This window comes from Roseateles microcysteis, assembly GCF_036880965.1.
Classification (GTDB): Bacteria; Pseudomonadota; Gammaproteobacteria; order Burkholderiales; family Burkholderiaceae_C; genus JAUASW01.
Genome location: NZ_JBAJMV010000001.1, coordinates 22,432 through 36,202, shown reverse-complemented (window position 1 = coordinate 36,202; position 13,771 = coordinate 22,432). Strand labels below are relative to the sequence as shown.

The 13,771-nt window shown below is 65.8% G+C and carries 13 protein-coding genes; 4 read left to right on the top strand and 9 right to left on the bottom strand.

The genetic code is table 11. The features are described from left to right. Nucleotide 1: 1 nt before the first annotated feature. Complete coding sequence (locus V3596_RS00145) at nt 2-526, bottom strand: FKBP-type peptidyl-prolyl cis-trans isomerase (RefSeq protein ID WP_334275552.1); 525 nt, start codon at nt 524-526, stop codon at nt 2-4. Between the two features lie 57 nt (nt 527-583). Here V3596_RS00145 and V3596_RS00140 point away from each other — a divergent pair, with 57 nt between their 5' ends. The 3 genes from V3596_RS00140 to V3596_RS00130 all read left to right on the top strand — a co-directional run bounded on the left by V3596_RS00140 (nt 584) and on the right by V3596_RS00130 (nt 2,577). After that, on the top strand, nt 584-1,699 hold the full coding sequence (locus tag V3596_RS00140; RefSeq protein ID WP_334275551.1) for a JmjC domain-containing protein: 1,116 nt from the start codon (nt 584-586) through the stop codon (nt 1,697-1,699). A 29-nt stretch (nt 1,700-1,728) separates the two neighbouring features. Continuing rightward, nucleotides 1,729-2,226 carry a hypothetical protein gene (locus V3596_RS00135; protein WP_334275550.1) on the top strand — a complete coding sequence of 166 codons (498 nt, stop codon included), beginning with the start codon at nt 1,729-1,731 and terminating at the stop codon, nt 2,224-2,226. Nucleotides 2,227-2,382: 156 nt separating this feature from the next. Beyond that, complete coding sequence (locus V3596_RS00130) at nt 2,383-2,577, top strand: hypothetical protein (RefSeq protein ID WP_334275549.1); 195 nt, start codon at nt 2,383-2,385, stop codon at nt 2,575-2,577. An 82-nt stretch (nt 2,578-2,659) separates the two neighbouring features. Here the strand turns inward: V3596_RS00130 and V3596_RS00125 are convergent, their stop codons facing one another. From V3596_RS00125 to V3596_RS00090, 8 genes are all read right to left on the bottom strand, one after another. Then, complete coding sequence (locus tag V3596_RS00125; protein WP_334275548.1) at nt 2,660-3,433, bottom strand: MBL fold metallo-hydrolase; 774 nt, start codon at nt 3,431-3,433, stop codon at nt 2,660-2,662. Between the two features lie 23 nt (nt 3,434-3,456). Beyond that, nucleotides 3,457-6,048, bottom strand: coding sequence for a zinc-dependent metalloprotease (locus tag V3596_RS00120; RefSeq protein ID WP_334275547.1), 2,592 nt, complete (start codon nt 6,046-6,048; stop codon nt 3,457-3,459). Nucleotides 6,049-6,172: 124 nt separating this feature from the next. Beyond that, nucleotides 6,173-7,351, bottom strand: a complete 1,179-nt coding sequence (gene bamC / locus V3596_RS00115) for an outer membrane protein assembly factor BamC (RefSeq protein ID WP_334275546.1) — start codon at nt 7,349-7,351, stop codon at nt 6,173-6,175. Between the two features lie 74 nt (nt 7,352-7,425). Beyond that, nucleotides 7,426-8,307: a 4-hydroxy-tetrahydrodipicolinate synthase gene (gene dapA / locus V3596_RS00110; protein WP_334275545.1), complete on the bottom strand. Its 882-nt coding sequence runs from the start codon at nt 8,305-8,307 to the stop codon at nt 7,426-7,428. 34 nt (nt 8,308-8,341) lie between these two features. After that, nucleotides 8,342-8,896, bottom strand: coding sequence for a class I SAM-dependent methyltransferase (locus V3596_RS00105; protein WP_334275544.1), 555 nt, complete (start codon nt 8,894-8,896; stop codon nt 8,342-8,344). A gap of 36 nt (nt 8,897-8,932) precedes the next feature. After that, on the bottom strand, nt 8,933-9,055 hold the full coding sequence (locus V3596_RS00100) for a hypothetical protein (RefSeq protein WP_334275543.1): 123 nt from the start codon (nt 9,053-9,055) through the stop codon (nt 8,933-8,935). Then, nucleotides 9,052-10,275 (bottom strand): MFS transporter, encoded by a 1,224-nt coding sequence (locus V3596_RS00095; RefSeq protein ID WP_334275542.1) that lies wholly within the window; start codon nt 10,273-10,275, stop codon nt 9,052-9,054. The genes V3596_RS00100 and V3596_RS00095 overlap by 4 nt, the downstream gene beginning before the upstream one ends. Nucleotides 10,276-10,293: 18 nt before the next feature. Next, nucleotides 10,294-11,703, bottom strand: a complete 1,410-nt coding sequence (locus tag V3596_RS00090; protein ID WP_334275541.1) for an amidohydrolase family protein — start codon at nt 11,701-11,703, stop codon at nt 10,294-10,296. Between the two features lie 81 nt (nt 11,704-11,784). On the opposite strand from V3596_RS00090, the gene V3596_RS00085 reads away from it, so the two are divergent. Then, a complete protein-coding gene (locus V3596_RS00085) occupies nt 11,785-13,770 on the top strand; it encodes a DNA topoisomerase IV subunit B (protein WP_334275540.1) in 1,986 nt (661 codons plus the stop codon). Nucleotide 13,771: the final 1 nt, after the last annotated feature.

Sequence of the window (13,771 nt, the reverse complement as noted above, 5' to 3'; positions counted from 1 at the left end):
CTTAGTGCAACGGCTCGTCGGGAGGCGCGCCGTTCGTCACCAGGCTGAACACCGGCTCGCCGATCGAGCCGGCTTCGAGTTCTTCCTCGGTGGCTTCCCGCACGTCGCGCACCTTCAGGTACATGCGCAGACCGATGCCGGCGAGCGGATGGTTGCCGTCCAGCACCACATGCTCGGGGTAGACCTCGGTGACGGTGTAGATGGCTTCCTGGGGCATGTTCTCGGTGGCGGCGCCTTCGGGCATGCCTTCGAACTGCATGCCGATGGCCACGTTCTCGGGCATCAGCGTGCGTGATTCGAAGCACACGAGGCCCGAGTCGTAGTCGCCAAAGGCGTCTTCGGGTTCCAGGGCCACGCTGGCTTCAAAGCCGGCTTCCTGGCCATCAATGGCTTCTTCGACCTTGGTGAACAGGTCCTGGCCACCATAGAAAAACTCAAGCGGCTCGGCCAGCTCGTCGATCAGCTGACCTTGGGCGTCTTCCAGTCTCCAGCTCAGGGAGACCACGCAGGGGGCGGAAATTTGCATCGCCGGATTGTCTCATTGACGCCGCCCGGCCCGCTGCCTGCACGGCAGAATGCCAACATGGACATCACCGCAAACACCGCGCTGCTGGGCGGCCTCTCGCCCGAGCAGTTCATGCGTCGCCACTGGCAAAAACAACCACTGCTGGTGCGACAGGCCCTGCCCGGCGTCGTTCCGCCGGTTGACCGCATGCAATTGGTCGCGCTGGCCGCCGACGAAGACGTCGAGTCGCGCCTGGTCACCGCCTTCGATGGGCGCTGGGTGCTGAAGCAGGGCCCCACGCCCAAGCTTCCACCTTTCAGCAAGCCGGGCTGGACGTTGCTGGTGCAAGGCCTGGAGCAGCACTCTGGCGCGGCGCGCCAGCTGCTGGACCAATTCCGCTTCGGCCCCGAGGCGCGGCTGGACGACCTGATGATTTCCTACGCCAGCGATGGCGGCGGCGTCGGCCCGCATTTCGATTCCTACGACGTCTTCCTGATCCAGGTGGCCGGCCGTCGCCGCTGGCGCATCGGCGCGCAGAAGGATGCGGTGATGCGCGAGGACGTGCCGCTGAAGATCATCGCCAATTTCAAGCACGAGCAGGAGTTCGTGCTGGAGGCCGGCGACATGCTCTACCTGCCGCCGGGCTGGGCCCATGACGGCGTGGCCGTGGGAGGCGACTGCATGACCTGCTCGGTCGGCTTCCGCGCGCCCTGGCGTGCCGAACTGGCTCAGGACCTGCTGCAGCGCCTGATGGATGACGAGGACGAGCCGCGTGCCAACCGCATGTATGCCGATCCGAAGCAGGAGGCGACTGTCAATCCGGGTCTGATCCCGACGGCTTTGCAAAACTTTGCACGCGACGCGGCCGAGCGGGCGCTGAACGAACCTCGTGCGCTGGAACGCGCGCTGGGCGAGGCCTTGACCGAGCCCAAGCCGCGCGTGTTCTTCGAGCCTGGCGAGCCGCTGTCCGAGGGCATGGGCGTGCATCTGGACCGCCGCAGCCGCATGCTCTACGACGCCGATCATGTGTTCATCAACGGCGAGTCCTACCGCGCCAGTGGCAAGGACTTCCGGTTGATGCGTCAATTGGCCGACAGCCGCGAACTCGCCGCGCGCGAGGTGGCGGGCCTGTCCGAAGGCGCACTCGACCTGCTGGCGCAATGGTGCGACGACGGCTGGGTGCAAGCGGTCTGAAGCTGGATGACTTGCAAGGGCACAAGACGATGGAAATGGGCATCTTCACCGGCCGTGAGAGCTTTGTAGCCGCACTGCGGGAGGGCCTGGCCCGTGCCGAGCAACAGGGCGCGCGCGAGCTCTGCTGGCTGGACGCGGACTTCCTTCACTGGCCCCTGTCCGAGCCGGCCGTGCTGGACCTGCTGACGGCCTGGGCCAGGCCGCATCGCCGCCTGCGCATCCTCGCACCGCAGTTTGAATCCCTTCAGCAGCGCCATCCTCGTTTTGTCCTATGGCGCCGCACCTGGAGTCATGTGATCACAGCCGGTTCTTTCGAAGCCGAGCTGCTTAGCGGGGCCGAGCTGGTAGGCCTGATGCTGGCGCCTGGTGCTGCTTGTGTGCGCCTGTTCGATGCCGAGAATTGGCGCGGTGCGATCAGCGCACCGATGGCTGGCGTTCGCAGCGATGAGCTGCTCAGTCGGCAGTGGTTTGATGCAATAGAGCAACGTTCAAGCGACTCCTTTGCCGCCAGCACCTTGGGACTTTAAGGTCGTGCCAAAAACAACCGCTACAATCGCCGGCTAGGTGTTGGAAGCGCTCGCGGTTTCCATGCCTTGCTCTTGGAAGTGCCGGTTGCGCGAGTCGCCGGCATTTCGAAAATTACCGGTAATTAGTTCTTCGTCAATCAGATCTGAGGAAAAGTGATGAAAAAGTCGATCCTGTTGGCCTCCCTGCTGGCTGCTGTTGCCCTGACCGCTTGCGGCAAGAAGGAAGAAGCCGCTCCTGCACCGGCTCCTGCCGCTGCACCGGCTCCTGCTGCTTCGGAAGTCGCTTCGGCTCCGGCCATGGAAGCTTCGGCTCCTGCTGCTGACGCCGCTTCGGCTGCCGCCAGCAAGTAATCGGTCCTCCGATCACTGCGAAAGCCGCTTGGCGCAAGCCAGGCGGCTTTTGTCATTCTGGGGCCGCTGATTCAGATCCGGCTCAACCGACCTCGAACCACTCGGTGCCCTCGGCCTGATCCGCCACTGCCAGCCGCGCGCCGCCAATCACCGGCTGAAGCGCGGCCCGCGCCAGTTCGGGGCGGTTGTTTTGAGCGCTCAAATGCGCTGCCACCACCTGACCGAGGCCGGCATGCTGGCAGAGCCGCAAGATCTCGGCCGCCGTCTCATTGCTCAGGTGGCCGTGGCTGCCCAGAATGCGCCGCTTCAGCGAGGCCGGATAGCTGGAGGCGCGCAGCAGCGCCTCATCATGGTTGCACTCCAGCAGCAGGGCATCGCAGCGTTGCAGCGCTGACAGCAACTGCGGTGCGGCCGAGCCCACATCGGTCAGCACGCCCAGGTGGCGCTGTCCGTCGCTGCAGCGCAATTGCAGCGGCTCCTCGGCATCGTGCGGCACGGTGAATGGCTGCAGTTCGATATCGCCCAGGGCCAGCGTCTCGCCGTCCTTGGTGAGGTGAAGCAGGCTGGTGTCGAAATCCTCCCGACCCACGGCGCGCCAGGTACCGCGGCTCATCCACAGCGGAATGCGCCAGCGCTGCGCATAGCCCAGCGCGCAACCGATGTGGTCGCCATGCTCGTGCGTTATGAAGATGGCGGTGAGCTCCGATGCCGTGCTGCCGGCGCGCTCCAGGCGCCGGTTCAGCTCGCGCTGGCTGAAGCCGCAATCGACCAGGATCTGCGTGCTGGTGATGCCCTGGCTGGCTTCAATCAGCGTGGCGTTGCCACCGCTGCCGCTGCCCAGACTTCGAAAACGCATGCTTCACCCAGTCCTGACAGCCATCAGTTGGGCAGGAGCCAGCCTGGCGCCGCTTCTTCAACCGTCAGACCGCGGCCGGGAAGCACCACGTTGACAGGCACAAGGCCTGCTGCTGCCGGCGCCGTGACCTGCGGATCGAGTGATTTGCGCGCCAGGTCCTGCAGCTGCTCCCAGTGGGCTTGCGTCATCGGATCCTTGGCGCTTCGCTGGGCGGCGGCCGCGAACTGGCGCTCCAGCGCGCGGAGTTCGGCACGGGCCTCGGTCCGGCCTTCGTCGATGTTCAGCAGGTTGCCCAGCTGCTCCACATAGATCCGGTGCAGGCGGCGGCGCAATGGCGTCGGTGCGGCCTGGGTGGGTGCAAGCTCGCTGAGGATGGTCTGGCGCAGATCAGCCAGCAGCAAGGGCAGGCGGTAGGCCTTGTCACCGAGCATCAGCTCCTGGTCCTGCAAGCGTGCCAGCCGTGTGCGGTCCAGCAGGGTCCGCAGAGCGCCCCGCTGGTTGGCGATCAGCCTTGCAGTCGGCTCCTGCGGCGGCAGGCGCTCGATGATGCCGGGCTCGAACAGCCATTGCGGCGTGGTGAACAGCTGCTCGGCCAGGAAGCGCAGTGCGCTCGACTGGCGCTTGCGATCCAGGGCCTGGAAGGTGCTGCCGGCCTGCTCGCCGTGCTTGTTCTGGGTTTCATAGCCGCCGACGATATTCACCACGTGGACCAGCTCCAGCGTCCATTGGTTCCAGAGCGCTTCGTAAAGATTGGACAGCGTCTGGTCGTCTTCGCCTGCTTGCAACGCCATGCCTGGCAGGCGCTTGACGATGCGTTGCAGGTTCTTCATGCCAAGGCCGGAAGCGGTCACCGCATCGGCATCGCCCACGGCCTCCAGGTTTTCGCCGGCATCGCCGCTGCGGTTCGGTGAGGTGAAGCGCAGCCAGGGCTTGCTGTCCTGCTCGCGCAGCCAGGCGTTCAGTGTGACGCGCTCGTCTTCCGGCGTGGCCGCCTGGGGCAGCGGGGTGTAGCCCCAGCGCGCGGCGAAGAGGTCATAAGGGCCGACCTTGGGGATCAGCAGCGCGGGCTCGATCTTGTCTTCCGGCTGGGCCAGGTAGTTGAAGCGGCTGTAATCCATGATCGAGGCGACATGGCCCATCTGCTTCAGCCAGGCCGGGTCGCGCAGCTTGTCCACGGGGTACAGCGAGCTCGACTTCATGTTGTGCGGAAAGCCCAGTGCATGGCCCACTTCATGGCTGACGACATAGGCCATCAGATCGCCCATGAGATCGTCCGGCAGGGGCAGCTTGTGCGCCCGTGCATCGACCGCACCTGCCTGCACCACGTACCAATTGCGCTGCAGCTGCATGATGTTGTGGAACAGCACGACATTGCCGTTGAGGATTTCGCCGCTGCGGGGGTCGGAGATGGTCTGGCTGTAGGCGTTGGACGCGGCCGACGGCACCCAGCGGACGATGTTGTAGCGCACGTCCTCGGCATCAAACTCCGGGTCCTGTTCCTTGGTCGGGAAGGGTCGGGCCTCGATGGCGTTCTTGAAGCCTGCCGCTTCGAAGGCGATGTTCCAGGCCTCAACGCCACGCTTGATGTGCGGCAGCAGCCATTCGGGCGTGGCCTTGTCCAGGTACCAGACCAGGGGCTTGACCGGTTCGCTGAGCTCGGCGGCCGGGTCTTTCTTTTCGAGGCGCCAGCGTGTGATCAGGCGCTGCGGCTTGACGGCATGAGCGCTGCCGACGAAGTCGACGCGGCGCACGTCATCGAAGCCGATGCGGTCGTCCGCCAGTCGAGGTCGCATCGGCTCCTTGGGCAGGCGCACCAGGTTGTAGGCGACGTTCACAGTGCCGCTGCGAGCCGGCGCTGCAGTGGGCTGCATCGGCAGGCCGGGCATGGCTGGCGTGGCGCCAAAGCTGTAGGTGTGGATCGCGTCGACCCGGACGCTCTCGGCAAAGGCCTTGAACTGCTCGATCTGGCTGCGGCCGCTGTCCAGACCGCCAGCGCGCAGGGCGCTGCGGGTGGCGAATTCGCCCCATTCGCTGATGAAGAGCCGGCTCACGTCGATCACCGGCGCGCCCGACTTGGCATAGGCCTCGACGGGCAGCGTCAGGAGGATTGTTTCGCGCTGCGAATCCTGCACCGCACCGGCCAGGCCCTGGCCGGCCGGGCTCACGAAGGCATGCGAGACACCCTGGAGCGAGACCTTGTTGTTCTTCAGCTGGAAGCTCAGCAACTGCTGGTTCAGCGTGCGGCCCACATGTTCCACGCCGGCGGGCACAGCGGTGGCCGTGGCCACCAGCAGGAGCGGCTGGCCCAGCAGCGGCTTGGGAATTTCAAAGTACAGCTTGCCCTTGACCATGTGGACGGTCAGCAGGCCGCGCTGCGTGCTGGCGTCCGCCGTGATCACGCGCTCGTAGGGGCGTGGGTCGCCCGGCGCGCCACCCATGGCTGCGGCCATCGCTGCCATGGCTGCGAGGTTGGCCACAGCCGGGTTGGTCTGGCCGGCTGGCGCTGTCGGTGTGGGCGCCGAGGCGGGCGGGGTCGGCGGCAGAACCTGCGCGGCGACCATCGAACTGGCCAGCCCCAGGCAGGCGGCGGCATTCTTGAGATGGTGCTTCATCATGATGATTTTGTTCCCCCTGAGCGAAATGGAAGCAGCGCGATGACCAGCGCTGGTCCTGAATGGAAAACGGCGGCGCGGTGCAATCACCGGGCCGCCGTCATTCACCGAGGACGCTGTCCGATACTCAGCGCAGATCGTCCATCAGCAGGCCGAGGATGCGCTTGGCGTTTTCGTTGGTCTGCTGCTGGCCCTTGTCGTCCAGCACCATCACCGTGCTCTTCTCGCCTTCGGACTTGACCGAGACGCGATAGCGCGAGGCGGTCGAATCCTTGGCGCCGAACAGGCGGGCGAAGAAGCCGGCTTCTTCCTTGCCGACCATATTGGGGTCGGCATAGCGCAGGAAGAACAAGCCTTGGCTGCGGTCGCGGTCTTCGATCGTGAAGCCATGGCGGTCCAGCGACTGGCCGACACGGCGCCAGGCGCGATCAAAACCTTCGGCAACCTGCAACTGGTTCGGCACTTCGCTCAGCGGCCGGCGAGCGGCGCCCGGCAGCAGTGCGTCAGCCGGCGTGGCCACTGCAGATGCCGCTGCGGTCACTGTTGCCGCGGCAACCTTCGCCTGCTCCTGCTTGCCACCCAGGCGCAGCATCAGGCGCGAAATCATTTCGGCTTCCAGCGACGGGTCGCTCGGACGTGCCTGCCAGGCAGTGCTCTTGTCCTCGGAGCTGGAGTTGTAGACCTCCTGCATGCCGCGATGCGTCACGCGCACCTCGGTGCCGCCCTTGGCAGCGCGCTCCAGGCGGATGCGGTACTTGTCGCGCTCACCGGTGGAGTACATGCCATCGATCAGCCAGCCCAGGCTCTTGCGGATGAAGTCCTGCGGCAGCTTGGCACGGTTCTCGTTCCAGCTGGTTTCCATCACGCCGGTGTCAGGCTGCTCGACCGAGATCTCGAAGCCCTGGTCCAGCCAGAAGCCGCGCACCAGGGGCCACAGCTGCTCGGGCGTTTGCGGGCTGAACAGCCAGCGGTCGCTGCCGTTTCGCTCGACCTTGAGCTCGCCAATGCTGCTCAAGGCCACCTTGTCTGCGCTCGGGGCTGCGACCGCGGCGTTTTGCTGGCGCTGTTGCATGGCCGAGGCGCTGATGGTGCCGCCCGGGCCCATCTGGCTGCGCGCATCGCGGGCCAGCTGGGTCAGGTCCGGTGGCACGTCCAGACCGGTGGTCTGGCGGGCGCCGGTGCGGTAGTCGACCTTGTCATTGGAGACCAGGCCGGAGAAAGCACTGCAGGCGCTCAGAGCTGCAACGGCCAGCGCCAGCGTCGAAAGACGCAGCGCCTGCTTGGAAACTTGGTGGTAACGAATCACGCTTGGAATCTCCGCGGCCTAGTGCCGGGTCAGGATGAGGGTGCGATTAGAGCAGAGAAACAAGCCCGTTCTTTTCAGAGCAGGCCGGCCTCTTGCATCGCCTGCTCGACGCTGGCCTGTCCGGCCGGCGTGAGCTCGGTGATAGGCAGGCGCAGCGACTGGCCGCAACGGCCCAGACGCGACAGCGCCCATTTCGTGGGTGCGGGGCTCGGTTCGCAGAACAATTGCTTGTGCAGCGACAGCAGCTGGAAGTGGATGCGGGTGGCTTCGCGCACATTGCCGGCGAGGGCCGCCTTGCAGAGTTCGCTCATCGCCCGCGGCGCGACGTTGGCGGTGACGCTGACATTGCCATGGCCGCCCAGCAGCATCAGGGCAATCGCCGTGCCATCGTCGCCGGAATAGACCGAGAAGCCTTGCGGTGCGTTCTTGATCAGCCAGGCGGCGCGCTCGATGTTGCCGGTGGCTTCCTTGACACCGAACACGCCGGGCAGTGCGGCGCAGCGCAGCGTGGTCTCGGGCGCCATATCGGCCACGGTGCGGCCAGGCACGTTGTACAACATCATCGGGATGTCGACGGCCTCGGCGATGGCCTTGTAGTGCTGGTAGATGCCTTCCTGCGAAGGCTTGTTGTAGTAGGGCACGACCGACAGCGTGGCGTCGGCGCCCACCTGCTTGGCGTAGTGCGAGAGCTCGATGGCCTCGGCCGTGTTGTTCGCGCCGGTGCCGGCCAGGATGGGCACTCGGCCCTTGGCATGCTCGACGGCGATGCGGATCACCTCGCGGTTCTCCTCCATGCTCACCGTGGGCGACTCGCCGGTGGTGCCGACGACGCAGATGCAGTTCGTGCCTTCGGTGATATGCCAGTCAATGAGGCCACGCAGCGCGGGCACGTCAATGCTGCCGTCCTCGCGCATCGGCGTGATCAGCGCGACGATGCTGCCAACAATCGGTTCCATGGGAGAAATTCCTGTCAATTTGGGCGGATTCTACTCAGCGCGGGCAAGGCAACTGGTACCGCAAATGGTCTGGTCCGCCGGGTGCGGGCCGAATGGCGGCAACGCGCTGGACAAACCGGCCGTTGACGGGCCCGCCATCTTCTTCCCAGCCGTTTTCATAGGCGACGATCCTGAGCCCTTCACAAGCCTGCAAAAGCTCTCCCGGCTGCAGGAGAAATTCGGGGCGCGATGGTCGGCCCACGGTTTGCTGGCCGGCCGCAAAGGTCTCGTAGATCAGCCAGCCACCAGGAACAACGGCAGCCATGATGCGCGGCAGGAGCGGGCGCCAGAGGTAGTTGGTCACCAGCACCAGGTCGAAGCAGCGGTTTTCCAGCGGCCAGGGGCCGGATTCGATGTCTGACTCGATGATCTCGGCCAGGCTCCTGAGTGGCGCGATGGCGGCGGCATCGCGGTCCACGCCGGTGACCTTCATGCCCAGGGCTGCCAGATGGCGTACATGGCGGCCGGAGCCGCAGGCCAGGTCCAGGGCCGTGGCGCCGGCTTGCTGCGCCTGTGGCCAGCGCCGCAGCCAGGAAGAAATTTCAGACATGCGGACCCGGGTTCAAGCGCAGTTTCAAAAGCAGTTTCAAAAGCAGGCCCACAGCTGGTCAGCCATCTGCTGCATCAGCGAAGGCTCAGCATAGGCCATGAAAACCAGGCCCAGCGCCGCGGCACCAGCGATCCAGAGCAGCGCGCGCTTGAACATCATGCAGCGGCCACCTGGGGCCTGACGATGGCAGTTTCGCGCACGGGCAGGTTGATCAGCGCAGCCATCACACCGAAGGCCACAGCCAGCCACCAGACGATGTCATAGCTGCCCGACATGTCGTAGAGCTTGCCGCCCAGCCAGACGCCCAGGAAGCTGCCGATCTGGTGGCTGAAGAACACGAAGCCACCCAGCATCGACATGTGCTGGACGCCGAAAATCTGTGCCACCACCGCGTTCGTCGGCGGCACAGTGGAGAGCCAAAGCACGCCCATCACGGCCGAGAAGATGTAGACGCTCGTCGGTGTCAGCGGTGCCATCAGGAAGGTCACGATGGCCACCGAGCGCAGGGCGTAAATGCCGCTGAGCAGGTAGCGCTTGGGAATGCGCTGGCCCAGCGAGCCGGCGGCATAGGTCCCGAATACGTTGAAGAGGCCGATCAAGGCCAGCGCATAGGTGGCCACTTGCGGCGAGAGGCCGTGGTCCTTCAGGTAGCTGGGCATGTGCACGCCGATGAAGACGACCTGGAAGCCGCAGACAAAATAGCCGGCCATCAGGAGCTGGAAGCTGCGGTAGCCGAAGGCTTCGCGCAGGGCCTGCATGATCGATTGCTGGTGGCCGACCGGGCCGGCCGCCTTGGGCTCGCGCAGGCCGAAGGCAAAGGGCAGGATCAGGAGAGCGGCCAGCGCCAGATAGAAAAGGGCGTTCTGCCAGCCGGTGCCCGAGATCAGCCAGTTCTCCACCGGCACCATCAGGAACTGGCCGAAGGAGCCGGCCGCTGCCGCCACGCCCATGGCCCAGCTGCGCTTCTCGGCCGGCACGTTGCGGCCGATCACGCCGTAGATCACCGCGTAGGTGGTGCCCGACTGCGCCATGCCTACAAGCAAGCCCGCGCTGCCGGTGAAGGCCAGGCCCGAGGTCGAGAGCGCCATCAGCACCAGGCCCAGCGAATAGAGCAGGCCGCCGACGATCAGCACCTTGAAGGCGCCAAAGCGGTCGGCCAGCATGCCGGCGAAGGGGCCTGCCAAACCCCAGGCGATGTTCTGGATGGCCAGCGCGAAGGCGAAGGTCTCGCGCGTCCAGCCCCTCTCCATCGTGATCGGCTGCAGCCACAGGCCGAAGCCGTGGCGTATGCCCATCGAGAGCGTCACGATCATGGCGCCGCAGAGCAGCACCTGGGTCATGGAGAGTTTGGCGGCTGGGGTGGTTGCGGCGGCTTGCATCGGGTCAATGTAGCCAGATCAGGACTTTCTTGCTGACGCCGGTGCGACGACCTTGGCGGCAGGCTTGGCTTTGGCGGGCGTCGCCTTCTTGGGCGCAGGCTTGGCGGCAGGTTTCTTCCTTGCGGCCGGTGCGTCAGTGCTGATGCCGGGCTGGTCGTTGCCATCCGCCAGGCCTTCGACCTGGCTCAGGATGCGGCCCTGCTTGACTCGCAGCAAAGGCGTGGCAATGGACTTCGGATCCTGCAAGGGGTCGCTGCCCAGCAGAATGAAGCTGGCTTCGCAGCCTTCCTCGAAGCAGCCGAGGCGGCGCCTGGGATAGAGGGCTTGGGCAGTGTCCATGGTGGCCATCTTCAGCAGCTCGGCGGGGCTGAAGACGCCGAATTCGGCCAGTTGCCTGATCTCGGCCTGGGCCGTGCCGGTGAACACGTCGGAGCCGACCAGCAATGGCACACCCGCAGCCTTGAGCCGCTCCAGGTTGCGGCGCTGCACGCTGCGCAGCTTTTCCAGTTGCGCAGGCGTAGTCGGGAACAGGGCCGTGGCGGCCGTGGCCGTGATCACGCCCACTTTGGCCTGCGCGGCCCGCGCGGCTGCTTCCGGGCTGAGGGCCAGGCGTTCGGGGTCTTCGCCCAGCGAATTGAAGAAGCCGGGCAGGTCGGCGATCAGGTCCACGCCGATCTTGACGGCCACCTCGAAGTCGGCCGGGCTGTCGACATGGGCGACGACCCGCAAGCCATCGCGGTGCGCCAGCCGCACGACCGTGGTGGCGGTTTCCAGGTTCAGCCCCAGGCGGCCATTCAGTTCGGGCCGGGCACGCAGCTCGGGTCGCTCATGGTTGCTGAGGATGATCTTGATCAGGTCTGGCCGGCGCTCGGCCACCTTCGGCCACTTGCGCTCGGCTTCGCTCGGGCTGTCCATCACCAGCACGGCGCTGTCGTCCTTGCGGGCGGCCGGAGGCAACTGGGCCAGGGGATGGCCGTCCGAGGACGTGATGCAGGCGCTGGCGAACAGCGTATCGACGCTGTCTTCGCGGTTCAGCTGGCTGCGGGCGGCTTCGGCGCCGGCCGGATCGGCGCAGAGCTGGGCGCTGTAGAACACGCCGTCCTGCAGGTAGCGCTGGCCATAGTGCTCCAGGCCCCAGGCGTTCTGCAGATTGTGGTTGTGCGCCTCGGCCAGGGGCGGCACCAGGAATTGGCTGTGCAGGTCCATGCTGCGGTGGACCTTCCTGGGCTTCTTGCGCGTGAACTTGCCGTCCACCACATAGAGTGTGGCCTTCTGGAAGGCCTGGCCGTCGAACCAGCGGGCGCTCTTGAGCTCCAGCGTCAGGGGGCTGCTGGCCTTGAAGGGCTCGGGCGACGCCGTCTGGGCCAAGGCTGGGCTGGCCGGGAAGGTCAGGAGGACCAGGCAGATCAGGGAGAGAAGGCTTCGCATGCTGGGGCAGAAATCAGAGCGCGCATCCTAAGCCCTGCGGCCGGCGGGGCCGGCCTTGCGCTCTCCCTACAATCGCCGCCCATGGCGACATCCAAAGGCAGTACCCCCAGCGCCGAATACGGCGAAGGCTCGATCCGCGTCCTCAAGGGCCTCGAGCCGGTCAAGCAGCGTCCCGGCATGTACACCCGGACCGACAACCCGCTGCATGTGATCCAGGAAGTGATAGACAACGCGGCCGACGAGGCGCTGGCCGGTTTCGGCAAGCGCATCGACGTGACGCAGCATGCCGACGGCTCGGTCTCTGTTGCCGACGACGGCCGCGGCATTCCCTTCGGCCTGCACCCGGAAGAAGGCGTGCCGGTCGTCGAGATCGTGTTCACCCGGCTGCATGCCGGCGGCAAGTTCGACAAGGGCTCGGGCGGCGCCTACAGCTTCTCGGGCGGCCTGCACGGCGTGGGGGTGTCGGTGACCAATGCGCTGGCCAAGCGGCTGGAGGTGCAGGTCTGGCGCGAGAAGCAGGTGGCGCAGCTGGCGTTCGAGCATGGCGATGTGGTTGAACCGGTGACGTCTAGACCTGCCGTCAGCGGCGACCGCAAGCAGGGCACCACGGTGCGCGTCTGGCCCGAGGCCAAGTATTTCGAGAGCGCCGAGCTGCCCAAGAACGAGCTGGTGCACCTCTTGCGCAGCAAGGCCGTGCTGATGCCGGGCGTCACCGTGACGCTGAAGAACGAGAAGTCGGGCGAGGTGCAGACTTGGGCTTACAAGGGCGGCCTGCGCGACTACCTGATGCAGACGCTGAACGCGGATCCGCTGATCCCGCTGTTCGAGGGCGAGCAGTTCGCCACCTCGGCCGAGAGCGAGAACTTCGCCGAGGGCGAGGGCGCCTCCTGGTGCGTGGCCTTCACCGAGGAAGGTGCGCCGGTACGCGAAAGCTACGTGAACCTGATCCCGACGGTGGCCGGCGGCACGCATGAGTCGGGCCTGAAGGATGGCCTCTTTGGTGCGGTCAAGGGCTTCATCGAGATGCACAGCCTGACACCGAAGGGCGTCAAGCTGATGCCCGACGACGTGTTCTCGCGCGCCAGCTTCGTGCTTTCGGCCAAGGTGCTGGACCCGCAGTTCCAGGGCCAGACCAAGGAACGCCTGAACTCGCGCGATGCCCTGCGCCTGGTCTCGGCCTTCGTCAAGCCGCAGCTCGAGCTCTGGCTCAACCAGCATGTCGAGCATGGCAAGAAGCTCGCGGAGTTGGTGATCAAGCAGGCGCAGACGCGCCAGCGCGCCAGCCAGAAAGTCGAGAAGCGCAAGGGCTCGGGCGTGGCCGTGCTGCCGGGCAAGCTGACCGATTGCGAGAGCCGTGACCTGAACCTGAACGAGCTGTTCCTGGTGGAAGGCGACTCGGCCGGCGGCAGCGCCAAGATGGGCCGGGACAAGGAAACGCAGGCCATCCTGCCGCTGCGCGGCAAGGTCTTGAATTCCTGGGAGGTCGAGCGGGATCTCTTGTTCAAGAACAACGAGATCCACGACATCTCGGTCGCCATCGGCGTGGACCCGCACGGCAAGAATGATTCGCCCGACTTGAGCGGCCTTCGCTACGGCAAGGTCTGCATCCTCTCGGACGCCGACGTGGACGGCTCGCACATCCAGGTGCTCTTGCTGACGCTGTTCTTCCGCCATTTCCCCAAGCTCGTGGAGCTGGGCCATGTGTATGTGGCGCGGCCGCCGCTGTACCGCGTCGATGCGCCGGCGCGCGGCAAGAAGCCGGCCGCGAAGCTCTATGCGCTGGACGAGGGCGAACTCACCGCCACGCTCGACAAGCTGCGCAAGGAGGGTGCCCGCGACAACTCCTGGAGCATCAGCCGCTTCAAGGGCCTGGGCGAGATGAGCGCCGAGCAGCTCTGGGACACGACACTGAACCCCGAGACCCGCCGCCTGGCCGTGATCCGCTTCGGCCTGTTCGACGTGCCGCAGACCGAGGACGCGATGAACAAGCTGATGGGCAAGGGCGAAGCCGCCTCGCGCCGCGAGCTGATGGAAATCCACGGCGACTCGGTTGAAGTCGATATTTAGG

Excerpts from the sequence above, each read along its gene's own strand:
- V3596_RS00120 (WP_334275547.1), bottom strand. The coding sequence starts at position 6,048 with ATGATGAAGCACCATCTCAAGAATGCCGCCGCCTGCCTGGGGCTGGCC.
- dapA (WP_334275545.1), bottom strand. The coding sequence starts at position 8,307 with ATGGAACCGATTGTTGGCAGCATCGTCGCGCTGATCACGCCGATGCGC.
- V3596_RS00085 (WP_334275540.1), top strand. The coding sequence starts at position 11,785 with ATGGCGACATCCAAAGGCAGTACCCCCAGCGCCGAATACGGCGAAGGC.
- V3596_RS00125 (WP_334275548.1), bottom strand. The coding sequence starts at position 3,433 with ATGCGTTTTCGAAGTCTGGGCAGCGGCAGCGGTGGCAACGCCACGCTG.
- V3596_RS00130 (WP_334275549.1), top strand. The coding sequence starts at position 2,383 with ATGAAAAAGTCGATCCTGTTGGCCTCCCTGCTGGCTGCTGTTGCCCTG.
- V3596_RS00090 (WP_334275541.1), bottom strand. The coding sequence starts at position 11,703 with ATGCGAAGCCTTCTCTCCCTGATCTGCCTGGTCCTCCTGACCTTCCCG.
- V3596_RS00140 (WP_334275551.1), top strand. The coding sequence starts at position 584 with ATGGACATCACCGCAAACACCGCGCTGCTGGGCGGCCTCTCGCCCGAG.
- V3596_RS00135 (WP_334275550.1), top strand. The coding sequence starts at position 1,729 with ATGGAAATGGGCATCTTCACCGGCCGTGAGAGCTTTGTAGCCGCACTG.
- V3596_RS00095 (WP_334275542.1), bottom strand. The coding sequence starts at position 10,275 with ATGCAAGCCGCCGCAACCACCCCAGCCGCCAAACTCTCCATGACCCAG.
- V3596_RS00105 (WP_334275544.1), bottom strand. The coding sequence starts at position 8,896 with ATGTCTGAAATTTCTTCCTGGCTGCGGCGCTGGCCACAGGCGCAGCAA.
- V3596_RS00145 (WP_334275552.1), bottom strand. The coding sequence starts at position 526 with ATGCAAATTTCCGCCCCCTGCGTGGTCTCCCTGAGCTGGAGACTGGAA.
- V3596_RS00100 (WP_334275543.1), bottom strand. The coding sequence starts at position 9,055 with ATGATGTTCAAGCGCGCGCTGCTCTGGATCGCTGGTGCCGCGGCGCTG.